The sequence below is a fragment of the Stenotrophomonas sp. PS02298 genome, assembly GCF_029959445.1.
Lineage (GTDB): Bacteria > Pseudomonadota > Gammaproteobacteria > Xanthomonadales > Xanthomonadaceae > Stenotrophomonas.
Genome location: NZ_JASCOR010000059.1, coordinates 1 through 25,247, shown reverse-complemented (window position 1 = coordinate 25,247; position 25,247 = coordinate 1). Strand labels below are relative to the sequence as shown.

The window sequence follows — 25,247 nt, the reverse complement described above, 5'->3', positions numbered from 1 at the left end:
GCGCTATGGAACCACCCGATCCCATCCCGAACTCGGAAGTGAAACGTAGCCGCGCCGATGGTAGTGCAGCCTAAGCTGTGCGAGAGTAGGTCATCGTCAGGGTTTTATCTAAGAACCCCGCTGCTCACGCAGCGGGGTTTGTCTTTTTATGTAAGCCAGGGGTTTTAAAGCCTGGTTTCAGTTCCGCAAGGAAACGCATTGGAGCCGGCGCAACGCGCTGCTCAAACCGTCTTCCTGATGAAATTAGCGCTATGGAACCACCCGATCCCATCCCGAACTCGGAAGTGAAACGTAGCCGCGCCGATGGTAGTGCAGCCTAAGCTGTGCGAGAGTAGGTCATCGTCAGGATTTAAACCCAAAACCCCGCTGCCAGAAGCAGCGGGGTTTTTCTTTGCGCGTAGCAGCGGCAGGCTTTTGGCAGCGATGGCAGGCTTTTGTGGGAGCGGCGCTGGGTGGCCTAGGGCCATCAGCCGCGAAGCGCGTAGCAACAACGGCGCGGAGAGGCTTGAGCGAAGCCAGAAGCTAAAAGCCAAAGCTCCCCTCATCCCAACCCTTCTCCCGCGGGCGGGAGAAGGGCTTAAGCAACAGCCGGAGCCAAAGCCAAAGCCAAAGCCGAAGCCGAAACCAAAGCCAAAGCCAGTGCCAGTGCCAGTGCCTTGGGGTTCTGTAGGCGCTGCTTGGAATGCCCCTGCCGAGCATGGCTCGGCACTACGGGTTCGCGGGGCCTTGGTGAACCGTCACGAATACCGTCGGTGACTCAAAGGCTCGCTGTCACCGTGGACGCACAATCGCCGCTGTCATCAGCCTGTTCGAACCAGGTGTTCACCGCACCCGATAGACGATCCAGGCGCATTGGCAATGTCAGGTGGTCTTCGGCGGCGACTTCAAGATAGCGCGCGTGCGGCGCGGCCGCAGCCAATGCGCGGCCCTGTGCTACCGGAATGTGCTCGTCGTCGCGGCCGTGTATCAACAAGACGCAGGCGGGAACCTGTGCCAAGGCCTGACCGACGTCCACCTGGTCCAGATTGAGGCCCAGTTTGCGATCGGTCGTGGCGATTGCTTCGTCCAGACCGCGGCCACCGTACTGCCAGCGTGCCAGCGGCAGGGCGACATAATCGCTCCAACGTTCCGCCGGCTTGGCCAGCATGTGCGGGACCATCGTACGGATTGCTTCGCCGGCGTTGTCGAACGATTCCATCGCCACGACGCTGCGCAGCTGCGGGCCGAGTTCGCGTGCGGCGAAGATCGCGGTAGCGGCGCCGTAGGAGACACCGAGCAGATGCACCGGGCCGGTAACCTGGCCTTTGCTCTTCAGGGCTCTCAATGCGGCGACCACATCCTCGCCTTCGCGGGTGCCATAGCCGGAAAGCGCATGACCGGATCGCCCGTGATTGCGCAGATCCAGGGCGATAGTGCGGTAACCCTGTTGCGCCAGTTCGAGCGACCACGGCATAAGGGAGCCGCCATCCATCATCCAGCCATGCAGCAGGATCACCGTACCGCGTGGTTGTGTGTGGGTTTCGATGTCCGGTGCCGAGGCGTCCAGCGAAAACTCCGGGAAGCGCTTTCCCTTGCCCAGATAACGGTAGTCCAGGCGGTAGTCGCCCGGCTCGAACGACACCCAGTGCAGGGCGACGCCATCGCTGCCGGTAACGCTGCCTTGCTGATGTGGCAGGCGGGCGAGCAGGGCATCGATGCGTTCAGTGGGGACCAGCGGTGATGTGCCACCAGGTGCCGCCAAGCGCTCACTGAGCGATAGCGGGGGGACGGGGGATGAGAGGGCAAAGCCGGCCAGCATCACGCAGACGCCAGCCAGCGCCAGCGAACGAAGCATGGCGGGAACCGGTTTGGGGAGCCTGCCACGGTAGTCACAAAGTGGCGCTGCATCTACCGCGCGGCGATGACAGGCAGATGACCGTTGTGTGGTGTTTGGGTTGCGGGGGGCTACTGATCAGGCGCCCGCTCAACAAAGGGCGGTATGACAGGTTTGCACAGTTGTCTGTGGGAGCGGCGTAAGCCGCGACGCAGATCAAGCATCCGCTATCTGCAATAGGGAATTGCAGTTTATGCGGTCAAAGCGAGTGCGCTTGCGAGTGCTTGTAGGAGCGGCGTGAGCCGAGAAGCAGGTGATGCGTCCGCTACATATGGGTTGGCAATCGCAGCTTTTTTTGTGTGATCGGAGCAACGCCGCCTGCAGCCGATGGCCGCCGCGCTACCGCAAAGAAGCGAAAAGCTGCCCTCACCCCAACCCCTCTCCCGCGAACGGGAGAGGGGCTTCAAGCGCAGCGTTGCGGGTGGTCGACGTTGTCGTCGGCACCCGCCGCTGTTGTTACCTGGATCAGAAGCGCTGCTGGTACTTCATGTACATGAAACGACCGATGTCGAAGCCACCGTAGTAGGTGAAGCTGCTGTTCGGCTGGCTGTACATGATCGGGCCTTCGTGCTTGAACACGTTGTTGACGCCCAGCGACACAGTGCCGTTCCACGGCATGGCATAACGCACCTGCAGGTCGTGGAAGGTGTTGGAGCCCAGCTTGCGGCTCGGCTGCATGTCGGTGTACGCCGACTGGAAGTCCGGCATGTTGCACTCCGGGCCACCGTCCAGATCGTAGGAACACTTCTCCTTCATGCTGGAGTAGTAACGGGTGGTCCAGCTCGCGCCGAAGTTGCCGTTCTGCCAATCCAGCGTCAGGTTGGAGCGCACGCGGAAGTTGCCTTCCCAGCCGGTGAGCTCTTCGATCGGGGTGGTGACCACGTTGTCGCTCTTGCGCGACAGGTAGTCCACGTACGTGGTGTTCCAACGCAACGACAGCTGGCCGTAGGCCATTTCCGGCAGACGGTAACGGACGCCGAGGTCATAGCCAGCGGTTTCCTGGTAACCGGCGTTGTTCAACGAACGGTTCATGCCGCTGACCTGGCCCTTGTTGGTGCCGGAGCTGTAGCGGGTGAAGCGGTCGCAGGCCGAGCTGATGTTCTGCACGTAGCACTGATTGAGGATGTCGGTGGCCGACTCGCCAACGATCACGTCATCGATGCGGATCTTCCACCAGTCCAGGCTCAGGTCCAGGCCGCTGACGAAGTCCGGGCTGTAGACCAGGCCGACGGTCCAGGTCTTGGCGGTTTCCGGCTTCAGCGCGGCGTTGGAGCCGGAGGTGAAGTCGGTGACGCCCTGTACGCCGGAGGTGGTGGCCAGTTCGCCGTCGCCGGTCTTCTGGCGGAAGTCGGCACCCAGGCCGGCAGCGCTGCAGCGTGCAGCTACTTCAGCATTGCGTGCGGCTGCACCGAACGAACGATCGCAGGGATCGGTGACGCGGTCACGGGTGGTGACGGTGCCGCCGTACAGGTCGTCCACGGTCGGCGCACGGAAGCCGGTGCCGTAGGTAGCGCGGACCAGCAAGGTGTCGATCGGCTTCCACTTCAGGCCGAACTTGCCGTTGGTGGTGCCACCGAAGTTGTTGTAGTCGGAATAGCGACCAGCCAGGTCCAGCGACAGTTCACGTGCGAACGGCATGTCGGCCAGCAGCGGTACCTGCACTTCCAGGTAGACCTCGTCCAGCTTGTAGTCGCCACGTGTCGGCGCGCCGCTGGTGCCGGCGATTTCGCCGTTCTGCACCATCAGGTCCGGGGTGTAGCTGGCTTCTTCGCTGCGATGCTCAACGCCCATCGCCGCCATGATGTCACCGGCCGGCAGGCTCGCCAGCGAGCCGGAGATGTTGGCGCTGACCACCTTGGTGGTGCTTCGCATTTCATCGGTGAAGCGGGTGAAGATGTAGTCGCGCACCGCCTTGTCGCTGAGCGAGCCGGGGGTGTTGCTGCCTGCCGGTGCCAGCGGATTCCACGGCACGCAACCTTCGATCACGTTGCCGAGGCTGCCGCAGCGGGCAACGCCGTTGGCGTCGATGAAGGACGGGCCGACGGCCAGGTTGACGTTCGGCTGGTACATGCTCTGCAGGCTGCGACGCTCGCCTTCATTGCGGTTGAACATGTAGCTCACGTTCCAGTCCCAGAACCGCGAACCGGTCTCGAAGCTGCCTTCCAGGCCAAGGCTGGCGCGCTTGGTGGTCAGCGCGTTGTTGGTCACACGCGGGTATTCCTCGGTGCGACGCGAGAACAGCACGTCCTTGCCCCAATGGTTGAACGCGCTATCGGCTGAGAGTGCGGCACGTGCGCCGCTGGCTGCCTGCGCGGCCGACACCGAGTACGGATAACCGGCGAGTTGCTTGACCGATTCGCGTTCGCTGTACAGAACGTCGGCGACAACGCGCAGATCGTCGGTGATCTGGAAACCACCATTGGCAAAGGCAGACTTGCGCTCCAGCGAGGAGAGCAGCGTCATGTTGGTCTTGGTGTTGGCGTAGGTCGCCGCGTCCGGCTTGTGGAAGTTGGCGACATCGGACGGATCACCGCCCGGGCCAACGGTGAGCTGCTTGCCGTCGACGGTGACCGAACCCCACTGGGTATTGCCGTTCAGGCCATCAGCGGGATGGTAGGGGCCGTTGGGATAGGCGGTGAATTCACGGGCGCCACCCAGGACCGGATCTTCCTTGGTCTTTTCGGCGCCAATGCTGAACCAGCCGCGCTCGAAGGTCTTGCCGAAATTGGCGCTGTAGGAGCGCTTCTGGCCGTCGCCTTCGCCGTACTGGCCGACATAGGCGCTGGCGTTGCCGCCGTCGAAGTTCTTGCGGGTGATGACGTTGACGACGCCGGCGATGGCGTCCGAGCCGTACAGTGCCGAAGCACCGTCGGTCAGCACTTCAACGCGCTCGACGATGGCCGAAGGAATCGAACCGACGTCGGAGAAGCCGCCGGCGCTGACGCCCATGCGGCGGCCGTCGATCAGCACCAGGGTGCGCTCCGGGCCGAGGTTGCGCAGGCTGACATACATGCCGCCGTAGTCACGGCCGGACGACAGCGCCGAAGCGCGGCTCAGCGACGGTGCGCCGGCAGCGGTGACGTCCTGCAGGATGTCGGCGACGTTGACGTAGCCCTTCTTCTCGATTTCCGCACGGCTCAAGGCGATGACCGGCTGGGCGGTCTCAACGCTGGCTTGGCGGATGCGTGAACCGGTGATCTCGATGCGGTCCAGGGTGGTGGTGGTCTCGCCCGCATCCTGTGCGAACGCGGTGAGGCTGGAGCTGCCGAGCAACGCGAGGGTGATCGCGGAGCACAGCTTGGTCGACTTCAAATACATCGCTTTCGGTTTTCCTTTATACCAACTACAAAAAAAGCGCCCTTTGGGGGCGCTGTCACAGATGCATCACCGTTGGGGGAGGGACACAGCATCTGCCATCACAGCTCCGCTGGCCGCCGGGACTTGGGCGGGCGCGCATGATGACCGAAACCGATGGCTGCGTGAAGGTAGACTTTCCGCCAACCCACCTGCACAAGGGCAGGTGGGTTGTTTGCTGTGCGGGCTGCGCCGTGTTGAGTCAGGTTTCGCGCAATGCGGTGGTGATCGGCAAACGCGCCGCGCGCAGTGCGGGGAACAGGCCGCCGACCAGGCCAATTCCCAACGCCCACTTCAATCCGCTCCACAACAGTGGTGGCGAGACCTTGAACTGGAACACCACCTGGCTGAAGTTGTTGCCCAGGGTTGAAACAGTGAAGTTGTTGAATGCCAGCCAGGCGACGGCACCGCCGAGCAGACCGCCCAGCAGGGCCAGCAGCATGGTTTCCAGCATCACGGCGGTAACCACCGGCACGCCACGGAAGCCGATTGCGCGCAGCGTTGCGATTTCCCGGGCACGGGTGGCGACGGCGGCATACATGGTGTTGAGTGCGCCGAACACCGCACCAACGGCCATGATCGCGCCGATCACCGTGCCCAGTACCTTGAGCAGCTTGTTCAAGCCGCCGCCCTGCTTGCGGTAATACTCGGCCGTGCTTTCGACGTCGAGCTTGAGCCGCGGATCGTTGGCGACGGCTGCCTTGAAGCTCTCAAAGCCTTGTTTGCCGTCGGTGCGCACGCTGATCGATTGCCAGGCACTGCGGTTGTAGGTAGTGGCCAGCGTCTGCGCATCGGTCCACAACTCCGAATCATGCGCGTCGCCGGATTCGAAGATACCGACCACCGTCCAGGCTTGATTGCCCAGCATCAACTCCTTGCCAACCTCCAGGCCCTGGAACTGCTTCTGCGCCCCACGGCCGGCGACGATCTCACGCAGGCCTGCACCGAATTTTCGGCCTTCGACCAGCTTTACCTTGTCGTGCACGGCCCAGGCCTGCTCGCCGACACCACGGAACTGTGCGTTGACATCGGTGCCGTCGCCGCGCGAGGTGAGGTTGACCACCTGCGAGACTTCAGCAGACACCAACGGCCGGCCATCTTCACCACGCTTCACGCCTGGCAGGGTTTCCAGCAAGGGCACCTGATCGCGGGTGATCACCGAGTTGGTCTCGGCCTGCGAGCCGCCGCGCAGGACGATTGCGGTGCTGTCATCACCAGTGCTTTCCAGTGTGGCCTGGAAGCCATGGCCCATCGCCAGCATCGCCACCAGCACGCCGACCACACCGGCAATACCGATCACGATCACCGATGAGGCGCCCCAACGCTGCGGCAGGCTGGCAAGGCCAATCCGGGTTGCAGCCAGTGCCAGCCGCCCGGTGCGCGTGAGCAGCAGCCACAGTGTGATCGCCACCGCGAGTACCGCCACACCGATCCATGGCAGCGCGATCCACACGCCTAGGCCAACCACCAACAGCACGATAACCAGCGCATTCGAAAGAAAGTTCTTCATGTCGTTGTCCTCAGCGCCCGGCCAGTGCGTCGACGATCTTCAGGCGCTTGGCCCGCAGTGCCGGCAACACGCCCACCACCAAGCCGATCACCACGATCAGCACCAGTCCCACGATCCAGGTCTGTGCCGGTACGTGCGGTGGCAGCAGGCCCATGGTCTGCGGCGCCATCACCGGCAGCGCCAGCGCGGCGAGCCCCAAACCGATCGCTCCCCCCAGGCCGACCAGTACGATGGACTCCACCATCACCAGCATCAGCATGGTGCCGTCCTTGAAGCCCAGTGTCTTCAGCGTGGCAAGTTCGGGCACGCGTTCACGCACGGCCTGGGCCATGGTGTTGCCGGTGAGCAGCAGCAAGGTGAAGAACACGGCACCCATGATCGAGGTAACGATCATGCCGATGTCGGCGAACTGCTTGATGAAGGCTTGTTGGAAGGCCGACTCGGTCTGGCTCTTGGTCTCGTGGTCGGAGTTGGCCGAAATCGCGTCGATGGCCTGCGCCACGCGTGAAGCATGATCCGGGTTGTCCAGACGCACGGTGTACCAGCTGACCTGGTTCTTGATGTAGTCGTTGGATTCGTCGAAGTATTTCCAGTTCATCATCAGCTGGCGTTCTTCGTTGGCAGCGGTAGCGGTGTTCTTGGACTTGAAGGTACCAACCAGCTGCAACGGCCAATCGTTGCTGCCACCACGCGGGAAGATGGTGGCCTGCAGCGGAATGGTGTCGCCGATCTTCCAGCCGAACTGCTTGGCCAGCGACTCACCGACGATGGCGCCGGTACGCGTGTTGCGGAAAGCCTCCACCTGTTCCTTGGAGATGTCGAACTCGGTCATCAGGTCGAAGTAGTTCGGTGCAACCGAGAAGTTCGGGAAGAAATTTTTCTGGTCCTGGTAGATGCCGCCGAACCACATGGCATAGGTGACATCGTCGACGCCCTCGATCTGCCGTATCTGCGACTCCAGCCGGATCGGCAGTGATTGGGTGATGGACAGACGCGAGGCCACCACCAGGCGGTTGGCGCCAGCCACGGTGCTGCCGCCGCTGGCAAAGGCCACGCGCACCGAATCGAGCATGCCGAACAACAGGAAGGCGGTAACGATGGAGAGCAGGGTGAATAACGTACGCGTGCGGCTGCGGAACAGCTGCGCCCAGATCAATGAGAAGTACTTCATGGCCGTGCTCCTCAGTGCACCGGGGCGTCGACCAGCTCGCCCTTGTCCAGATGCACGGTGTGGGTGGCGTACTCGGCGGCCTTGGGATCATGGGTGACCATGATGATGGTCTTGCCGTGTTCGCGATTGAGCAGCTGCAGCAGGCCCAGCACTTCCTCCGCGCTCTGGCGGTCGAGGTCGCCGGTGGGCTCGTCGCAGATCAGGAAAGTGGGATCGGAGACGATGGCGCGGGCGATGGCCACGCGCTGTTGCTGGCCGCCGGAGAGCTCGTTGGGCCGGTGATCGCGGCGATCCGCCAGGCCGACCAGGGTCAAGGCGATCTGCGCGCGGCGCTTGCGGTCGCTGGCGCTGAGGTTGGTCAGCAGCAGCGGCAGCTCGACGTTCTTCTGCGCGCTGAGCATGGGCATCAGGTTGTAGAACTGGAACACGAAGCCAACGTGGTGGCTGCGCCAGGTGGAGAGCTGGCCGGCGCTGAGCTGGTCGATGCGTTGGTCTTCGATGTTGATCTCGCCACCGCTTGGGGTATCCAGGCCACCGATCAGGTTGAGCAAGGTGGTCTTGCCGGAACCGGAGGGGCCCATCAGCGCGACGAAGTCGCCACGGTCGATGTCCAGGTTGATGCCGTGCAGGACCTGCACTTTTTCCGGGCCACGCTGGTAGGTCTTGGTGATGTTGCGCAGGGAGACGAGGGTGCTCATGGATGATCCTCAGCAGTGACGCGGTGATGTTTGATGAATGAGGTCGTACGCCGGAATGCTTCGCTTTGCTTCTGGTCCCCTCCCTTTGCCGAGGGCAAGGGGGAGGGCCAGGGATGGGGGCTTCGGCTTTGGCTTTGGCTTTGGCTTTGGCCTTTGCTGTTGTTGCTTTCCCCTCTCCCGCCTGCGGGAGAGGGGTAGGGGTGAGGGCAGCTTTTGCTCTGCTTCAGGCTTCTGCGGTGGCTTTGCTTTACTTGGCTTCTCAAGCCAAAGCACCCCTCCCCAACCCTCCCCTGCGCTTCGCGCAAGGGAGGGGGTAGAAGCAAAAGCAAAAGCAAAAGCGCTACTTCAGTGCATCAGGTGATTCGCAGCAGCGCAGCAAAGATCACAAGCCCGCGCTTACTTCCCGGCGCCTTCTAATGCCACCTTGTCGCCATCCTTCAATTCCGCTGCAGGGCTGAGCACCACTGTCTGTCCGGCATTCAATCCCGACAGCACCTGCTTGTCCTTGGCCAATACCTGGCCTACTTCCAGTGCCTGCTGTTTCACCTTGTCATCGGCCTGCACCACGAAGGCGACCGGCTTGCCGTCGCGCTCGACGATGGCGGCAGCGGGTACGCGCACGCCCTTCGGTGCTTCAGTGCCAGCGGCTGCGGCTTTCTCCAGGAAACTGACGCGTACGCCCATCTCCGGCACGATGCGTGGGTCCTTTGCTTCCAATGCCACACGTACCTTGACCGTCGCCTTGCCGCGGTCAGCGGTGGGAATGATGGCGATCACGTGGCCCGGAATCTTCCAGTCCGGGTAGGCATTCAGCACGATTTCCACCGGCATCTTCGGCTGTACGCGGCCGATGAAGGCTTCGCCTACCTCCACTTCCACTTCCAGTGATTCCATGTCGACGATGGTGCCGATGCCAGTACGGGTGAAGCCGCCACCGGCTGACAGCGGCGAGACGATCTCGCCGGGCTGCGCGGCCTTGGCCGTGACCACGCCGGAGAACGGTGCGCGTACCACGTTGTTGTCCACGCCCAGGTCGGCGATGGCCAGCGCATCCTGCGCGACCTTGGCGTTGTGGCGTGAAGTTGCCAGCTGCGCGCGCAGGCTGTCGCGTGCGGCCACGGCCTGGTCATACTGCGAGCGTGAGACCAGTTGTTGGCCAACCAGCGACTGCAGGCGGCCCGCCTCAGCTTCGGCCTGGCGCAGCTGCGCCTGCAGGCCTTCGGTCTGGCTGCGGGCGGCATCGAGCTGGGCGGCGTTGAGGCTGCGTTGCGCGTTGGCATCGATCGGGTCCAGCGTGGCCATCACCTGGCCTTCTTCGACCCGCATGCCTTCCTCGATCATCACCTCGCGTACCTTGCCGGTGATCTTGGCCGAGACGGTCGCCATGCGCCGGGCAACCACGTAGCCGCTGGCGTCCAGCACCGAACTGTTGCCGGCACCGGCCTGGTTCATGGCCACCACGGGGGCGGTTTGCACCGTCACCGGCGGTTTGCCGCCGAACATGGCGCCAATACCGAGTACCAGCAGCAGGGCTACTACCAGTCCGATCACGATCCACAACCAACGGCGCGACGGTGCCGGGCCACGCGGTGGCGGGGCGGAGCGGTCGATGCGGAGTTCCTTCAGCAGTTCAGCAGATGCATTCATGGGTAGCAGGACGGCGTGAGAGGGGAAATGTGACCGCAACTTAGCGTAATTCGCTGCGGCCGACAGTGATGGACCGGGATGGGCACATCATAGGCAGCACCCGCCCCGGCGCGCAGGTGACGGCTGTCATGTGCTTTGCCTGATCGGACTCACTGGGGAGGCAGACATCGCCGACCTAATGTTGCGGCACTCCCTGAAGAAGGCGGCGGCAATGACGGCACATGGTGAAGTACTGGCAAGCCTGCAAGGCGTGCACAAGCATTACGGTGCAGTACGGGCCCTGGATGGCGTTGATCTGGAGCTGCGGGCCGGGCAGGTGCTGGCGCTGCTTGGGCCAAATGGTGCAGGCAAGACCACCGCCATCAGCCTGCTGCTGGGCCTGCTGCGGGCCGATGCCGGGCAGGTGCAGCTGTTCGGTCATGATCCGCAGCAGCTGGCGGCGCGGCGTGGCATCGGGGTGATGCTGCAGAGCGCCGCGTTGCCGGAGACCTTGAACGTGGCCGAGCTGATCCAACTGTCGGCCAGCTACTACCCGGCGCCCCGCGATCTGGCGGATGTAGCCGCGCTGGCCGGTATCGAGGACCTGCTGAAGCGTCGCTACGGCAAGCTGTCCGGCGGGCAGCAGCGACGGGTTCAGTTCGCCCTTGCCGTGTGTGGGCGGCCACGGCTGCTGTTCCTGGACGAACCCACGGTTGGCCTCGACCTGCCGGCCCGGCAGCAGCTGTGGGCGACGGTAAGGGCCCTGGTCGCCGAAGGCACCGCGGTGGTCCTGACCACCCACTATCTGGAGGAGGCCGAGCGCTTGGCCGATCGTGTCTGCGTGCTGTTGCGCGGACGTATCGTCAGCGACGGCAGCGTGGATGCACTGCGCGCACGGGTCATCCATCGCAGCATCCGCTGTGTCAGCACCTTGGATGCGGCGGTGCTGGCGTCCTGGCCAGGAGTGGTGCAGATCAACCGGGACGGTGACTACCTGCAGCTGCGCAGCGACCGCGTCGAAAGCGTGGTGCGGCAACTATTGCAGGCAGACCCTGCGCTATCCGGACTGGAGGTGCAGCCGGCTGGCCTGGGCGAAGCCTTCACCGATCTGACTGCAGCCGATGCTGCGCAAATACAACGTGAGGCAGCCTGATGAACAGCCAATACGAATCCATGCTGCCGGTGATGTCGTCCCGCCAAGTGCTGGGTGCCTATCTGCAGGAGAGCCGTGCCGAATGCCTGCGCTATCTGCGCTATCCGGGTTTCGTGCTGCCGACCCTGCTGTTTCCGGCAGTCTTCTATCTGCTGTTCGCGGTGTTGCTCGGCCACACGCAGCCGGCCCAGGCCGCCCGCTTCCTGCTCGGCAGCTATGTCACCTTCGGGGTGATGGCGCCGGGCCTGTTCGGCTTTGGCATCGCGCTGGCACTGGAACGTGACAACGGCCTGCTTACCCTCAAGCGCGCGATGCCGATGCCACCGCTGGCCTACCTGCTCGGCAAGATGGTGATGGCGATGCTGACCGCGCTGGCCATCGTGGTGATCCTGCAGCTGTTGGCCACCACCGTGGCCGGGGTGCAGCTCAATGCCTCACAGATGCTGCGGCTGACCGCGGTGGCAACCCTGGGCACCTTGCCGTTTTGCGCACTGGGCCTGTTGCTGGGCACGCTGGCCAAGGGCAATGGTGCAGCCGCGGTGATCAACCTGGTCTACCTGCCGATGGCGGTGTTGTCGGGCCTGTGGTTTCCGTTGAAGGTGTTGCCGCCGCTGTTGCGGGACCTGGCGGTGATCTGGCCGAGTCATCATCTGAACATGTTGGCGCAGGGCGCATTGGACTTCGAGGTGGGCAGCGCGTGGCCGCACGTGCTGTGGCTGCTCGTATTCACGGTAGGCATCATGGCGGTGGCTGGTTGGCGTCTGCGCCGCCACGGCTGATGGCATCATTGCCGCATTGCACAGGATGAACGTCGATGGGATTGCAGCGCCCTGGGTGGTTGAAGCCGGCACCGGACTCGGTGGTGGCCGACAACATCAAGCTCGGCAAATGGCCGTGGGTGGATGCCGTGCATCTGCTGTGGACGGTCTGGGTGTTCATCACGCCGATGTTCGGCGCGGGCTACACCCTGCGCTGGGCGTTGATCACCCTGTGGTCGTTCCCGCTGTTCATCGTGTTCTACATGTTGACGCTGACAAGCGCGCGGCGGCACGCGCCGATCTTCGCGCTGGCGATGATCGTGCTGTCGATGGCGCTGCTGCCGATCTACCCCTCCGGCATGAACTACTTCGTGTTCGGTTGCGTGATGTTGCGGACCAACCGTTGCATCAGCACACGCCAGTACATGTTCGAGCTGGTGCTGTTGAACCTTGCGTTCCTGTCGCTGGCATGGTGGATTGGCTACCCGTGGCAGGTGATTGCGTGGATCCCGGCGCTGACGGTCATCATTGGATTGATCGTCAACGTCGAGCGCACGAGCAGCGAGAAGGATGCAGCGCTGCGCCTCTCCCATGAGGAAGTACGACGCCTGGCCGCGACCGCCGAGCGCGAGCGCATTGGTCGTGATCTGCATGATCTGCTCGGGCATACCCTGTCGCTGATCACCCTGAAGATGGAACTGTCACGCAAGCTGTTCGAGCGCGACCCGCAGCGGTCGCAGCGCGAGCTGGCCGAGGCCGAGCAGATCGCGCGCGATGCGCTGGCCCAGGTGCGCAGCGCGGTTACTGGTTTTCGTGCTGCCGACCTTGCTGCTGAGTTGGCTTCGGCCCATCTATTGCTGGAGTCTTCGCGCGTGCACCTGCGTTATTCGCCGCCACCGGCGATGCCTGCGTGGATCGAGGCTGGCTTGTCGATGGTGTTGCGCGAGGCCGCGACCAATATCGCTCGCCATGCCCAGGCCAATGAGGCACTGATCAGCATCGACGTTTCGCCGGAGGCGGTGCAGATGGAAGTAGTGGACGACGGTCGCGGTGGTGTTTCAGCCAACGGCAATGGTTTGGCCGGAATGCGCGAGCGGGTATTGGCATTGGGCGGTGAACTGCAGATCGAATCGCCGAAGGGCCAGGGCACGCGCTTGAAGATCCGGGTCCCGGTGCAGGCGCAGGACAGGCCGTCGACGTTGGTCACTGGCGTGCCGCAGGCCGACGCAGGAAGTCTGCCGGCGCAGGGGGCACGCGCATGATCCGCATCCTGTTGGCCGAGGACCAGGCGATGGTGCGCGGAGCGCTGTCGGCACTGCTCAACCTGGAATCAGACATCGAAGTGATAGGCACGGCAGCCGACGGCGAAATCGCCTGGCGCGAACTGCAGCGCTTGAAGCCGGATGTATTGGTCACCGACATTGAAATGCCACTGCTGACCGGGCTGGAGTTGGCACAACGGGTGCAGCGCCAGCAGTTGCCGATCAAGGTGGTGATCGTCACCACGTTTGCCCGCAGCGGCTTCCTGCGCCGCGCATTGGACGCAGGCGTGCAGGGCTATCTGCTCAAGGATGCGCCGGCCGAGAAGCTGGCTGATGCATTGCGTCAGGTGCAGCGCGGCGGGCGTGCGATCGACCCGCAACTGGCGGTAGAGGCCTGGTCCGAGGCAGACCCGCTGAATGATCGCGAACGGCAGGTGCTACGACTCGCCGGCGAAGGCCGCTCGGCCAATGAGATCGCCGAGCAGCTGGGGCTGTCGCACGGCACCGTGCGTAACTATCTGTCCGAGTGCATTGGAAAGCTCGGCGTGGCCAACCGCATCGAAGCCCACCGCATTGCGCGCCAGAAGGGCTGGCTGTAGCCCACCGTAGTGCCGAGCCATGCTCGGCAGGAGCCTCCCAGGCAAGCCCAACCAATGTAGTGCCGAGCCATGCTCGGCAGGGGCCTACCAAGCAGCCCCAACCTCACCGCAGCGGTCGCAGTGCGTGCTTCGCGGCTTATGCCGCTCCTACAAGGGCGTTGTGGTATGCCTTTATCCGCATGAGCTATGAAATTTCAGCAACGCGGCCGTTGCCGCGTCGACGGCACACTATGCTCGCTGCAATCACGGGCAGGAGCTGGGCATGCGAGGTAGATGCTGGATATTGGCGGTATTGCTGGGTATCAGCAGCCCTGCATGGGCGCAGCAGTTCAAGGTACTGGTCGCTGCAATCCCCAACCAGTACCACCATGACTACATCCCGGTGGCCAAGCCGCAGTTCGAGGCGCTCGCGCGACAGCACTACTTCGCGCTGACCTGGGCCTGGAACACCAGTGCCTTCGATCAGGATCTGGCGCAGTACGACGCCATCGTGTTGCTCAACACACCGGCCACCGACCTATTGCCCGCGCAGCGCGAGAAATTCCAGCAGTACGTGCGCAATGGCGGTGGCGTGGTCGCGGTGCACAAGGCGTTCGCGATACAGCGCGGTGAGTGGGAGTGGTACGACCGCATGATTGGCCGCTCGTTCCGTACCCATCCCTATCTGCAGACCGCCATGGTCGATGTGGTCAACCGTGATTTTCCAGCGACCGCGGGTCTGCCGCAGCGCTGGATGTGGAGCGACGAGTGGTACGAGTACGATCCCCCGTACAGCGATGACCTGGTCACGCTGCTGGCGGTTGATGAGCGTAGCTACGATCCGACCTTGATCTGGCCGGGCCAGGTTGCCAAGGGCATGGGCAGGGATCATCCGGTGGCGTGGTATCACCGGTTCGAAGGTGGTCGCGTATTTGCCACCGCGCTGGGACATCAGGCCGAGGCCTATAACGATCCGCGCTACCTGGAGCACCTGTACGGTGGCATCTACTGGGCCGCTACCGGCAAGGGCGAGGGCAAGCCGCCAGCGCGGTGAGTGCTTTAGCGGCGTGGGCCGCGCGCCATTGCCTGGAACACGCCATCGCGGCGCACCCAGGCATGGAACAAGGCCGCGCCCACATGCACCAGCACCGTGGCGAACAGCAGGTAGGCGAGCAGGCTGTGGGCATTGCGAAGCAAGGCATACAGCGATGGCGTATGCGGCACGATGGCCGGCAGCTGCACGCCGCCCCATAGCACGATGGGATAGCCGCCCGCCGACAACATGGCCCAGCCGATCAGCGGCATCGCCAACATCAATGCATACAACAGCCAATGCGATGCGGTGGCGGCCCACGCCTGCCATGCCGGCAGGTCGGCAGGCAGCGGCGGTGGCCGGTGGCGCAGGCGGTTGTACAGGCGCAGCACGGCCAGTAGCAGGATCAGGATGCCGAGAGGTCGGTGCAGGTTTATCAACCCCGGCCGCAGGTGCACCGAGGCAACCATGGTCACGCCGACGAACAGCATCGCCAGGATCAGCAGCGCCATGCTCCAGTGCAGCACGCGCGCCAGCAGGTTGAAGTGGCCATTGCTGTTCATGGCTGCACCTGCGCGTTGTCACGTGCGGCTTCGCCAGTGGCGCGCTCGCGCTCGCGGCGATTGAAGGATTGCGAGTACACCGCTGAGCGGGCGGCGAGGATGGGATCATCGCTGCCTTCGACGCCCTCGGGCAGGATCAGCGGGTCGAAGTTGAGGTCATTGCAGCTGCCTTGTTCCTGCGGCTGCATCCGCTCGATGGTGAGCACGCCCGCGGTTACTTGCTCGCGTTCGGCCGGCCACGGCACGGACGGGTCATTGATCGCGTCCTGCGTGCTGGCCAGGGTCACCACCAGATTCCAGCGGACCGGGCCCTGTGCGAGCCGCTGCTGAAGATCCTGGCTGAGGAAATCCACGCCGGCCTGTTCGCGGGTTGCGGCATCCAGCTCACGCGGCGTGGCCTGTGGTTGCCAGCGCCAACGTACAGCTCGGCGCTGCCCCTGCGCATTGGTGAACCAGAAACTGTTGACGCTGTTGAACTCGGTGCTGGCCCAGCTGTCGGTCCACGGTGCGGTCTTGGCCCATTGGGTGAACGCGCGGGCGCTGGGATATTTCTCCTGGATCGCCGCCAGCCTGGCCGGCTCCGGCTTGCCGGTGGCGGGATCAGGAATCTGTGCGCGGGTCTGCTCGTAGAAGGCCTCCGGTGTCGCGACGGCAAGGAACGGGAAGCTGTTCATGGCCATGCGCCATTGCTGGCCGTCATCGCTGCTCAGCTGCAGGGCGATACTGCGCACGCGTGCATTGTTGTCGGCACCATGCGGGTTGCCGCCCCCTATCGACAGCCGTCCGAGTACCGGCACACGCGCCTGTTCGAAGACGCGGGCGTGGGACAGTTGTGGTGCCTGTGCATTTGGTTCGAACCAGCCGTTTACGCATACGCCCTTGCTGTGGGCGCGACGAAAGCCGGGATGGTTTGCGCCGGTGGCTTCGATGGCGTCGGTGAAGTTCTGCGCGGTCAGGCGATCACGGCCAATCCAGCCGGCAAGCCAGGCAAAGCCGAGTGAGACTGCGCCGAGGATCAGCGCGATCAATGCGATCCAGGGCAGGGGAGAGTGCGGCTGGCTGCCGCGCGCTAGCCCGCCGTGGCGGGTGAACTTGAATAGGGGCATTGCGATACCAGTCGTGTATGACGGGAGCGTGGTGCTGCTATACGGTGGCAGAACTGGCTGCGGAGGGCCAGCTTTGCGCTTTGCTCCCTGCTTTGTGCCTTGCTCCCTCCCTTGCACGCAGTGCAGGGGAGGGTTGGGGAGGGGGAGCTTCTGCGCTATTTCTGTCGCTTTTTTCGCTTAGATCGCTGTGCGCAAAAAAGCCAAAGCCAAAGCTCCCCTCATCCCAACCCTTCTCCCGCAGGCGGGAGAAGGGCTAAAGCAACAGCCAAAGCCAAAGCCAAAGCCAAAACAACAGCCAAAGCCAAAGCCAAAGCCAAAACAACAGCCAAAGCAACAGCCAAAGCAACAGCCAAAGCAACAGCCAAAGCCAAAGCAACAGCCAAAGCCAGAGCCAGAGCCAGAGCACCCCTCCCCAACCCGTCCGGCCCGAAGGCGTAGCCTTCGGTCGTTCATCAGGTCGCGCGGCAGTGCCGCGCAAGCAGACCTTCTTCACCCCCTGCGCTGTGCGCAAGGGAGGGGGCATCACGCGCGTGCGAGCTTGCGCAGGCGCTTGCGTTCCTTGCTGCGTGCGCGCCAGTTGCGCCAATGCTGCTGCAGGCAGGAGAAGATCACATACAGCGCCGGGGTGCTGAGCAGGGTCAGGCTCTGTGAGATCAGCAGGCCGCCGATCATCGCGATGCCCAGCGGGCGGCGCAGCTCGGAGCCTTCACCCAGGCCAATCGCCAGCGGTAGTGCCGCAAGAATGGCGACCATCGTGGTCATCATGATCGGGCGGAAGCGCACGATGCTGGCTTCGCGCACTGCTTCGGCCGGCGACTTGCCGTGCACGCGCTGCGCGACCAGGGCGAAGTCGATCATCATGATCGCGTTCTTCTTGACGATGCCGATCAGCAACACCAGCGCGATCATCGAGATGATCGACAGATCGGTATTGGTGACCCACAAGGCCAGCAAGGCACCCATGCCTGCTGCTGGCAAGGTGGACAGGATCGTCACCGGATGCACCAGGTTCTCGTAGAGCATGCCGAGCACGATGTAGACCGTGGCGATGGCAGCGATGATCAGCATCAGCATCGCCACCGGGTCCATGGCCTGGCGGAAACCTCCGGGCGCGGCCTGGCGGATATCGCCGGGCATGCGCAGGCCTTCGATCACCGATTTGACGATAGCGTCGCCTTCGCCGCTGCTTACACCGGGGGCAAGGTTGTAGCTCAGGTCCATCACCGTGTACTGGTTCTGGTGGGTGACCTGCGACGGGGCCAGGCCGGCTTCCTGATGGGCGATGGCGGTCAGCGGAATCATCTGTCCGCTCTTGGATGGCACGTACAGGTCTTCAATCGCGGCCGGGCTGCCGGTCTGGCTGGGCAGCGCATTGACCACAACCCCATACTGGTTGAGGTCGGCGTAGATGGTGGAGATCTGGCGTTGGCCGAAAGCGCCATATAGCGCACCGTCGATGGCGCCGATGGTCACGCCAAGACGCGAGGCTTTTTCGCGGTCGATGACGATCTTCTGCATCAAGCCGCCTTTGTCCACGTCCGAGCCGACATCACGCAGCTGCGGATGTTGCTTCAACGCGGTCACCAGCTTGGGCAGCCATTCGGCCAGCTGTTCGGCGTCGTTGCCCTGCAGGGTCACGCGGTTCTGCGCGCCCTGTGAACCGCCACCGCCGCCGTCGGAGGGAAGGTCCTGGATCGCGCGCAGACGCACATCCAGATCCGGGAACTGCGCGGCTTTTGCGCTGAGTCGGCTGACCACCACATTGGTGGGCTCCTTGCGGCCTTCCTTCTCGGTATGCAGCTCGATGTTGAACTGTGCGCTGCTGCCCTGGCGGCTGGAGCCCAGTCGCGAGCCCACCATCTTCACCGCGGGGTCGGCCAGGAAGGTATCGCTGAGCCGGCGCTGGCGTTCGGCCATTTCCTGGAACGAGACGGTGGCACTGGAGCTGGCGCGGCCCCAGATCAGGCCGGTGTCCTGTTCGGGGAACTGGCCCTTGCTGACCGAGCCGGCCAGATAGAACGTGGCCACGATCAGCAGCAATGGCGTCAGTGACAGCAGCAAGGCGTGGCGCAGGGAGAAGTCCAGCGCGACCGTATAGACCTTGAGCATGCCTTCATGCACGCGGTCCAGCAGGCGGTTGGTGCGGGTGTCGCGTGCGCCTTCGGCATGTGGATGCAGGAAGCGTGCGCACAGTGCCGGGGTCAGGGTCAGCGAGACCACCGCCGAGACCAGGATGGCCGCAACCAGGGTGAGGGTGAACTCGCGGAAGAACGCGCCGATCATGCCCTGGGCGAAGATGATCGGCAGGAACACCGCGATCAGCGAGGCGGTGATCGAGACGATGGTGAAGCCGATCTCGCGCGCGCCGGCCATCGCTGCTTCACGTCGCGGCATGCCCTCGTCGAGATGGCGCATGACGTTCTCGATCACCACAATGGCATCGTCGACGACGAAGCCAATGGCAATCACCAGCGCCAGTAGGGTGAGGTTGTTGAGGGTGAAGTCCAGCGCATACATCACCAGCGCGGCACCGGCCAGCGACAGCGGGACGGTCACTGCAGCGATCAGCGTCGGCGCCAGCCTGCGCAGGAACAGCGCCATGGTCAGGATTACCATCAGCAGGCTGATCATCAAGGTGATCTGTACTTCGGCCAGCGAAGCGCGGATGGTCGGCGTGCGGTCGAAGTATGGGGTCAGCGTGCTGCCGGCATCCAGATAACCGGTGAGCGAGGGAATGGCCGCCTTTACCCGATCAACCGTGGCGACCAGGTTGTCACCGCTGCGCAGGTAGACATACATCAGCACGCCGCGCTTGCCGTTGAACCAGGCCGCTTGATAAGCATCCTGTTGGCCGTCGTAAACCGTGGCCACATCCTTCAGCCGGACGACTGCGCCGTCATGGGTGGAGATGGCGACGTTGGCGAAATCCGAGGCCTTGCGGATCTGGTCGTTGAGGATGATCGCGGTCTGGCTGCTGCCGTCGCTGAGGAAGCCCAGCGGTGAGGCGACGTTGGCTGCGCGCATCGCATTGCGCAGGTCATCCGGGCTCAGGCCCAGCGCAGTCATTGCACGCAGGTTGAGGTCCACGCGCACCGCCGGCGTGGAAGCACCGGCGATATCCACCTGCGAGACACCGGGCAGCTGGCGCAGGCGCTGCGCCAGCAGTGAGTCGGCGGTGTTGTACAGCTCGGCCACCGACTGTGTATCCGAGGTCAGTGCCAAGGCGATCACTGGATCGTCGTTGGGGTTGGCCTTCTGGTACGTCGGCGTATTGATGCCGGCCGGCAGGTCGGCCATGGCCGCATTGATCGCAGCCTGCACGTCCTGTGCAGCCGAATCGATGTTGCGGCTGGTGTTGAACATCAGGAACACCATGCTGCGGCCATCGCTGCTGCTGGAGCGCATGGTGTCGATGCCCGGCACCTGGCCCAGGTGCCGCTCCAAGGGCGCGGTGACCGTGGCCGCCATGGTGTTGGCGTCGGCACCGGTATTGGAGGCCTGCACGAAGATCACCGGGATGGCGAGGTTGGGCAGGGCGGCAACGCCCAGCCGCAGGTAGCAGACCAGCCCGGCGAAGAACAGGCCGATCGCCAGCAGGGTGATGCCGATCGGGCGCGAGATGAAAGGCGCGGAGATGTTCATCCGCGCTTACCGTGCCGTCTGCAGGCGTGCAGCGGCGCGTTGTTCGCGGCGCTTGGCCGCCCACTCGGACAGACGCTCGAAGTACAGGTAGATCACCGGCGTGGTGTACAGCGTGACCAGCTGCGACAGCAGCAGGCCGCCGACGATGGCCACACCCAGCGGGCGCCGCAGCTCCGAACCGATACCGGTGCCCAGTGCCAGCGGCAGGGCGCCGAGCATGGCCGCGGCGGTGGTCATCATGATCGGGCGGAAACGCAGCAGGCAGGCGCGGCGGATCGCGTCATAGGCGTTGGCGCCGGAGCGCTGCGCGTCCAGCGCGAAGTCGATCATCATGATCGCGTTCTTCTTGACGATGCCGATCAGCAGCACGATGCCGACGATGCCGTCCACCGACAGGCTCATGCCGCACAGGTACAAGGCCAGCAATGCGCCGACGCCGGCCGGCGGCAGGGTCGAGATGATGGTCAGCGGATGGATCCAGCTCTCGTACAGCACGCCGAGCACGATGTAGATCACCGCGATGGCGGCCAGCAGCAACAGGATCACGTCGGTCTGGCTGCTGGAGAACTCGGCCGCGGTACCGACGAACTGCGCCTGCATCTGCTGCGGCAGCTCCAACTCGGCTACCGCCTTGTTGATCGCATCCACGCCTTCGGACAAGGAGTAACCCGGTGCCAGGTTGAACGAGATCGTCGCCGACGGCAGCTGCTGCTGGTGGCTGACGATCAGCGGTGCGGTGCCGGGCTTGGCGCTGGCAATCGCCGACAGCGGGATGCTGCCGCCTGCGCCCAGCGCGATGCCGGTATTGGCACTGCCGATACCGGTGGCGGTGGACGAGTTGCTCGAGGTCACCTGGCCCAGGGTGGTGGCATTGCTGCCGCTGAGCGTGCCACTGCCATTGCTGCCGATCGCCAGCTGGTTCATCAGCGCATCGCTGGTGCGGAACTCCGGCGCCACTTCCAGCACCACGCGGTACTGGTTGAGCTGGGTAAAGATGGTCGAGATCTGGCGCTGGCCGTAGGCGTCATACAGCGTGTCGTCGATGGTCTGCATCGGCACGCCGTAGCGGCTGGCCTTGTCGCGGTCCACTTCCACATGCAGCGCGCGGCCATGGTTGGCCAGGTTGTCGTCGACGTCGGCCAGTTCCGGCAGCCGGCGCAATGCATCGGTGACGCGCTCGGTCTGCTTGGCCAGCTCGGCGCTGTCCATGTCCGACAGCGAGAACTGGTAGGCGGTGGCGGCCACGCGCGTATCCAGGGTCACGTCCTGTACCGGCTTCAGGTACAGCGCGATGCCGGGGATATGCGCGGCGGCGGCCTGCAGGCGCGGCAGGATCACATCCAGCCCATCGCGATCGCCACGGTCCTTGAGCACGATGCTCAGCTGGCCCTGGTTGAGGGTGGGATTCATGCTGCCGGCGCCGATGTAGGCGGCGACGCCGGTCACAGCCTCATCACTCTGCAGCGCGGCGGCCACGGCCTGCGTGCGCTGCTGCATCTGCTCGAAGGCGACGTTCTGGTCGGCGATGACCACGCCGGTGACCATGCCGGTGTCCTGGTCGGGCAGCAGGCCCTTGGGGATCACCATGTACAGCACTACGGTCAACGCAACCGAGGCCAGGGCGATGCCCAGGGTCAGCGGCTGGTGGTGCAGCACCCAGTCCAGCGTGCGCTCGTAGACGCCGACCAGGCGCGACCAGGCGGTGACCTTGCCTTCAGCCGCGGTCCGCTCATGCGCGTCGTCGCCTTCCGGCAGCGCATCGGGCTTGAGCAGGTAGGCGCACATCATCGGCGTCAGCGTCAGCGAGATCACCATCGAGATCGCGACCGCAATCGACAACACCCAGGCGAACTCGTGGAACAAACGACCAGTGACGCCCGGCATCAGGATCAGCGGCAGGAACACCGCGATCAGCGAGACCGTCAGCGACAACACGGTGAAGCCGATCTCCCTGGAGCCGATCTCCGCCGCTTCCTGGCCGTCCTTGCCCTTCTCGATGTAGCGCACGATGTTTTCGATCATCACGATCGCATCATCGACCACGAAGCCGGTGGCCACGGTCAGCGCCATCAGCGACAGGTTGTCCAGCGACATGCCGGCGAAGGCCATCACCCCGAACGTGCCCAGCAGGGACAGCGGCACCGCCACCGACGGGATCACCGTCGCCCATAGCCGGCGCAGGAATACGAAGATCACCGCCACCACCAGGCAGATGGTGAGGATCAAGGTGAACTGCACGTCATGCACCGAGGCGCGGATGGTCACCGTGCGGTCGGAGAACACATCGAGCTTCACATCGGCCGGCAGCATGCCCTGCAGGTTGGGCAGGATCTGGCGGATGTTCTCCACCGTCTTGACGATGTTGGCACCGGGCTGGCGGCGTACTTCCAGCAGCACCGCCGGCTTGCCATCGGCCCAGGCGGCGAGCTGGTCGTTCTCGACGCCATCGACCACCTTGGCGACATCCCGCAGGCGCACCGGCGCACCGTTCTGGTAGCGGATGATGATGTCGTTGTAGTCGGCCGCGTCGCTGAGCTGGTCGTTGGTGGACAGCGTATAGCTCTGCGTCTTGCCGTTGAGCGAGCCCTTGGGCGCGTTGACGTTGGCCTGGGTCAGCGCACTGCGCAGGTCTTCCAGGGTCATGCCCATGTTGGACAGCTGTGCCGGGTTGACCTGGATGCGCACCGCCGGCCGCACATTGCCGGCGATGGAGACCAGGCCGACACCATCGGTCTGCGACAGGCGTTGGGCGAGGATGGAGTCGGCCAGATCGTTGACCTCACGCAGCGGTCGCGTGTCCGAGGCCAGCTTCAGGGTCAGGATCGGTGCGTCGGCCGGATTCACCCGGTTGTAGACCGGCTGATAGGGCAGCGAGCTGGGCAGGGTGGCCTGGCGGATCGCTGCCTGCACGTCCTGCGCGGCGGTATCCAGGTCGCGTTCCATCGAGAACTGCAGCACGATGCTGGACAGGCCTGCCGACGAATCGGAGGTCATCATGTCCAGCCCGGAAATCTGCCCCAGCTGCCGCTCCAGCGGCGTGGTCACCAGCGAGGCCATGGTCTGCGCGCTGGCGCCCGGGTACTGGGTGGTCACCACCAGACTGGGCGCTTCGATCTCGGGCAGGGCCGCAACCGGCAGGCGCTGGTAACCGAGGATGCCCAGCAGCATCAGCCCGATCATCAACAGGGAGGTGGCGATCGGGCGCCGGATGAAGATAGTCGAAAAGCCCACGGTCGGTTCCTGGTGCGGGGGAGGAGAGGCGGGTGCCGGCCAGCGCCTCAGCGCGGCGGGCCACCCCGTCCACCACGGTTGCCCTTCTGGCTGGCCGCCTTGAGCTGTTCTTCAGTCGGCGTCGGCGGTGCCTGCCCGGGTGCCAGTGCATTGACCTTGCTGCCTTCCTTCAAACGGAACTGGCCTTCGGTGACGACCTTGTCGCCAGCCTGCAGGCCCGTGCTGATCACCACGTGGCTGTCATCGACCTGACCGCCCTGCACCACCTCACGCAGGGTGACGGTGTTGTCGGGCTTGACCAGGTAGACGAAATCGCTGGTGCTGCTGCGCTGCACCGCTTCGGCCGGCACCACGATCGCGCCGGGCAGCACGTTGAGCTTCATCTGCACGTTGACGAACTGGCCCGGCCACAATGCATCGTTGGCATTGGGGAACTGTGCGCGCAGGCGGAAGGTGCCGCTGCTGCTGCTGATCTGGTTGTCCACCACCTGCAGCACGCCGTCGGCATTGACCACGCTGCCGCCTTCGCGGTCCAGGGTGGCGGTCTGCAGCGGGCCTGCGGCCTGTGCGCTGCGCACTGCATCGAGCTGCTGCTCGGGCAGGTTGAACAGCACATAGGCCGGCTGCAGCTGGGTGACGGTGACGATCTGGCTGCCGGCGCTGACCACATTGCCCGGGTCAACCGCACGGATACCGGCGATACCGTTGATCGGCGAGGTGATGCGGGTGTAATCCAGCTGCACCTTGGCCTGTGCTGCCGAGGCCTGCGAGGCGGCGACGGCGGCCTGGTATTGGGTCACCTGGTTGCGCAGCGTGGTCAGGTCGGTCTGGGCGACGAACTGGCGGTATTCCGGTGAGTTGGAGCGTGCATAGTTGGACTGTGCGGTAGCCAGCAGGGCTTCGTTCTGGCGCTTGCTGGCGACGGCCTGGTCGTACTGGGCCTGGAAGGTGCGCGGGTCGATCTGCGCCAGCAGCTCGCCCTTCTTGACTGCCTGGCCTTCGCGGAAGTTGACGCTGAGCAGCTGGCCGCCGACCTGCGGGCTGACGGTGACGGTATTGAACGCGGTCACCGTGCCTTGCGCGGTCAGGTAGACCGGCACGTCCTTCTTCTCGGCACTGACCGCGGTCACCGGCACCGGGTCCTTGTCCTGCTCACCCTGGCCGCCCTGGCTCATGCCTGCCTGCGCCGCACCGGCCTTCTGCTTGCCGCCCCCCATCACCCGATAGCCGATACCGGCCACCAGCAGCACTGCAATGACCAGCAGTACGATCTTCCAGAAACGCGACATGCGAAAACTCCTGAGGAACCGATAGGGGAGGGCAAACAAGGCGCAGAGGATACCGCCGCGCCTGTTGTCATGGAGGCATGACCGATGGGCCACGCATACAGACCCGTGCAGGTGATGAACGTTCCATCGCGGCATCGGTTGACCTTATGTTGTAGTGCCGAGCCATGCTCGGCAGGGGTGTTCCCAGCGTCGCATCAACCAGCAGGAACGCTGTGGGAGCGGCGTCAGCCGCGAAGCCGGCACATTGGGAACCACCAATTGGCCTGCGATCTGGCTGTTCTTGTAGGAGCGGCGTCAGCCGCGAAGCCGGCCCGGTGGGAGCCACCAATTGGTCTGTGATCTGGCGAACCATCAGCATCGCGGCTGGCGCCGCTCCCCCAAGCCGGTGGTTGCGGGGAAG

Annotated in this window: 17 protein-coding genes and 2 rRNA genes; 7 read left to right on the top strand and 12 right to left on the bottom strand. The window is 64.2% G+C overall.

The annotated features are described in order from the left end of the window. Together rrf (QMX78_RS10685) and rrf (QMX78_RS10680) are read left to right on the top strand one after the other, a co-directional pair. Positions 1-102, top strand: a 5S ribosomal RNA gene (rrf, locus tag QMX78_RS10685); the annotation flags it as partial. A gap of 131 nt (positions 103-233) precedes the next feature. Continuing rightward, positions 234-348, top strand: a 5S ribosomal RNA gene (rrf, locus tag QMX78_RS10680). A gap of 409 nt (positions 349-757) precedes the next feature. Here the strand turns inward: rrf (QMX78_RS10680) and QMX78_RS10675 are convergent. From QMX78_RS10675 to QMX78_RS10650, 6 genes are all read right to left on the bottom strand, one after another. Beyond that, complete coding sequence (locus tag QMX78_RS10675) at positions 758-1,834, bottom strand: alpha/beta fold hydrolase (RefSeq protein ID WP_282269262.1); 1,077 nt, start codon at positions 1,832-1,834, stop codon at positions 758-760. Positions 1,835-2,338: 504 nt separating this feature from the next. Beyond that, positions 2,339-5,191: a TonB-dependent receptor gene (locus QMX78_RS10670; protein WP_282269260.1), complete on the bottom strand. Its 2,853-nt coding sequence runs from the start codon at positions 5,189-5,191 to the stop codon at positions 2,339-2,341. A gap of 238 nt (positions 5,192-5,429) precedes the next feature. After that, positions 5,430-6,737 (bottom strand): ABC transporter permease, encoded by a 1,308-nt coding sequence (locus tag QMX78_RS10665; RefSeq protein WP_282269258.1) that lies wholly within the window; start codon positions 6,735-6,737, stop codon positions 5,430-5,432. Positions 6,738-6,747: 10 nt separating this feature from the next. Beyond that, positions 6,748-7,908 (bottom strand): FtsX-like permease family protein, encoded by a 1,161-nt coding sequence (locus tag QMX78_RS10660; protein ID WP_282269256.1) that lies wholly within the window; start codon positions 7,906-7,908, stop codon positions 6,748-6,750. Positions 7,909-7,919: 11 nt separating this feature from the next. Beyond that, the gene (locus QMX78_RS10655) at positions 7,920-8,606 is read right to left on the bottom strand and encodes an ABC transporter ATP-binding protein (protein ID WP_282269254.1); all 687 of its coding nucleotides are present in this window, start codon (positions 8,604-8,606) and stop codon (positions 7,920-7,922) included. 396 nt (positions 8,607-9,002) lie between these two features. Beyond that, complete coding sequence (locus tag QMX78_RS10650; protein WP_282269252.1) at positions 9,003-10,253, bottom strand: efflux RND transporter periplasmic adaptor subunit; 1,251 nt, start codon at positions 10,251-10,253, stop codon at positions 9,003-9,005. Between the two features lie 211 nt (positions 10,254-10,464). Between QMX78_RS10650 and QMX78_RS10645 the strand changes: the two genes are divergently transcribed. The 5 genes from QMX78_RS10645 (at position 10,465) to QMX78_RS10625 (ending at position 15,037) form a co-directional block, all read left to right on the top strand. Next, positions 10,465-11,385, top strand: coding sequence for an ABC transporter ATP-binding protein (locus QMX78_RS10645; protein WP_282269250.1), 921 nt, complete (start codon positions 10,465-10,467; stop codon positions 11,383-11,385). Then, the gene (locus tag QMX78_RS10640) at positions 11,385-12,164 is read left to right on the top strand and encodes an ABC transporter permease (protein WP_282269248.1); all 780 of its coding nucleotides are present in this window, start codon (positions 11,385-11,387) and stop codon (positions 12,162-12,164) included. The genes QMX78_RS10645 and QMX78_RS10640 overlap by 1 nt, the downstream gene beginning before the upstream one ends. A 35-nt stretch (positions 12,165-12,199) precedes the next feature. After that, complete coding sequence (locus QMX78_RS10635; RefSeq protein ID WP_282269246.1) at positions 12,200-13,405, top strand: sensor histidine kinase; 1,206 nt, start codon at positions 12,200-12,202, stop codon at positions 13,403-13,405. Next, the gene (locus QMX78_RS10630) at positions 13,402-14,004 is read left to right on the top strand and encodes a response regulator transcription factor (RefSeq protein ID WP_282269244.1); all 603 of its coding nucleotides are present in this window, start codon (positions 13,402-13,404) and stop codon (positions 14,002-14,004) included. The genes QMX78_RS10635 and QMX78_RS10630 overlap by 4 nt, the downstream gene beginning before the upstream one ends. Positions 14,005-14,266: 262 nt before the next feature. Then, the gene (locus QMX78_RS10625) at positions 14,267-15,037 is read left to right on the top strand and encodes a ThuA domain-containing protein (RefSeq protein ID WP_282269242.1); all 771 of its coding nucleotides are present in this window, start codon (positions 14,267-14,269) and stop codon (positions 15,035-15,037) included. Positions 15,038-15,042: 5 nt separating this feature from the next. Here QMX78_RS10625 and QMX78_RS10620 read toward each other — a convergent pair whose 3' ends face one another. From QMX78_RS10620 to QMX78_RS10595, 6 genes are all read right to left on the bottom strand, one after another. Next, positions 15,043-15,579, bottom strand: coding sequence for a cytochrome b/b6 domain-containing protein (locus QMX78_RS10620; RefSeq protein ID WP_282269240.1), 537 nt, complete (start codon positions 15,577-15,579; stop codon positions 15,043-15,045). Further along, positions 15,576-16,685, bottom strand: coding sequence for a catalase family peroxidase (locus QMX78_RS10615; protein WP_282269238.1), 1,110 nt, complete (start codon positions 16,683-16,685; stop codon positions 15,576-15,578). Before QMX78_RS10615 ends, QMX78_RS10620 begins: the two co-directional genes overlap by 4 nt. Positions 16,686-16,903: 218 nt before the next feature. Then, on the bottom strand, positions 16,904-17,068 hold the full coding sequence (locus tag QMX78_RS10610; protein ID WP_282269236.1) for a hypothetical protein: 165 nt from the start codon (positions 17,066-17,068) through the stop codon (positions 16,904-16,906). Between the two features lie 139 nt (positions 17,069-17,207). After that, entirely contained in the window at positions 17,208-20,327 is a 3,120-nt protein-coding gene (locus QMX78_RS10605) for an efflux RND transporter permease subunit (protein ID WP_282269234.1), read from the bottom strand. Positions 20,328-20,333: 6 nt separating this feature from the next. Continuing rightward, a complete protein-coding gene (locus QMX78_RS10600; RefSeq protein ID WP_282269232.1) occupies positions 20,334-23,558 on the bottom strand; it encodes an efflux RND transporter permease subunit in 3,225 nt (1,074 codons plus the stop codon). Positions 23,559-23,605: 47 nt separating this feature from the next. Then, positions 23,606-24,847 carry an efflux RND transporter periplasmic adaptor subunit gene (locus QMX78_RS10595; RefSeq protein ID WP_282269230.1) on the bottom strand — a complete coding sequence of 414 codons (1,242 nt, stop codon included), beginning with the start codon at positions 24,845-24,847 and terminating at the stop codon, positions 23,606-23,608. Positions 24,848-25,247: the final 400 nt, after the last annotated feature.

Excerpts from the sequence above, each read along its gene's own strand:
- QMX78_RS10675 (WP_282269262.1), bottom strand. The coding sequence starts at position 1,834 with ATGCTTCGTTCGCTGGCGCTGGCTGGCGTCTGCGTGATGCTGGCCGGC.
- QMX78_RS10670 (WP_282269260.1), bottom strand. The coding sequence starts at position 5,191 with ATGTATTTGAAGTCGACCAAGCTGTGCTCCGCGATCACCCTCGCGTTG.
- QMX78_RS10665 (WP_282269258.1), bottom strand. The coding sequence starts at position 6,737 with ATGAAGAACTTTCTTTCGAATGCGCTGGTTATCGTGCTGTTGGTGGTT.
- QMX78_RS10660 (WP_282269256.1), bottom strand. The coding sequence starts at position 7,908 with ATGAAGTACTTCTCATTGATCTGGGCGCAGCTGTTCCGCAGCCGCACG.
- QMX78_RS10655 (WP_282269254.1), bottom strand. The coding sequence starts at position 8,606 with ATGAGCACCCTCGTCTCCCTGCGCAACATCACCAAGACCTACCAGCGT.
- QMX78_RS10650 (WP_282269252.1), bottom strand. The coding sequence starts at position 10,253 with ATGAATGCATCTGCTGAACTGCTGAAGGAACTCCGCATCGACCGCTCC.
- QMX78_RS10645 (WP_282269250.1), top strand. The coding sequence starts at position 10,465 with ATGACGGCACATGGTGAAGTACTGGCAAGCCTGCAAGGCGTGCACAAG.
- QMX78_RS10640 (WP_282269248.1), top strand. The coding sequence starts at position 11,385 with ATGAACAGCCAATACGAATCCATGCTGCCGGTGATGTCGTCCCGCCAA.
- QMX78_RS10635 (WP_282269246.1), top strand. The coding sequence starts at position 12,200 with ATGGGATTGCAGCGCCCTGGGTGGTTGAAGCCGGCACCGGACTCGGTG.
- QMX78_RS10630 (WP_282269244.1), top strand. The coding sequence starts at position 13,402 with ATGATCCGCATCCTGTTGGCCGAGGACCAGGCGATGGTGCGCGGAGCG.
- QMX78_RS10625 (WP_282269242.1), top strand. The coding sequence starts at position 14,267 with ATGCGAGGTAGATGCTGGATATTGGCGGTATTGCTGGGTATCAGCAGC.
- QMX78_RS10620 (WP_282269240.1), bottom strand. The coding sequence starts at position 15,579 with ATGAACAGCAATGGCCACTTCAACCTGCTGGCGCGCGTGCTGCACTGG.
- QMX78_RS10615 (WP_282269238.1), bottom strand. The coding sequence starts at position 16,685 with ATGCCCCTATTCAAGTTCACCCGCCACGGCGGGCTAGCGCGCGGCAGC.
- QMX78_RS10605 (WP_282269234.1), bottom strand. The coding sequence starts at position 20,327 with ATGAACATCTCCGCGCCTTTCATCTCGCGCCCGATCGGCATCACCCTG.
- QMX78_RS10595 (WP_282269230.1), bottom strand. The coding sequence starts at position 24,847 with ATGTCGCGTTTCTGGAAGATCGTACTGCTGGTCATTGCAGTGCTGCTG.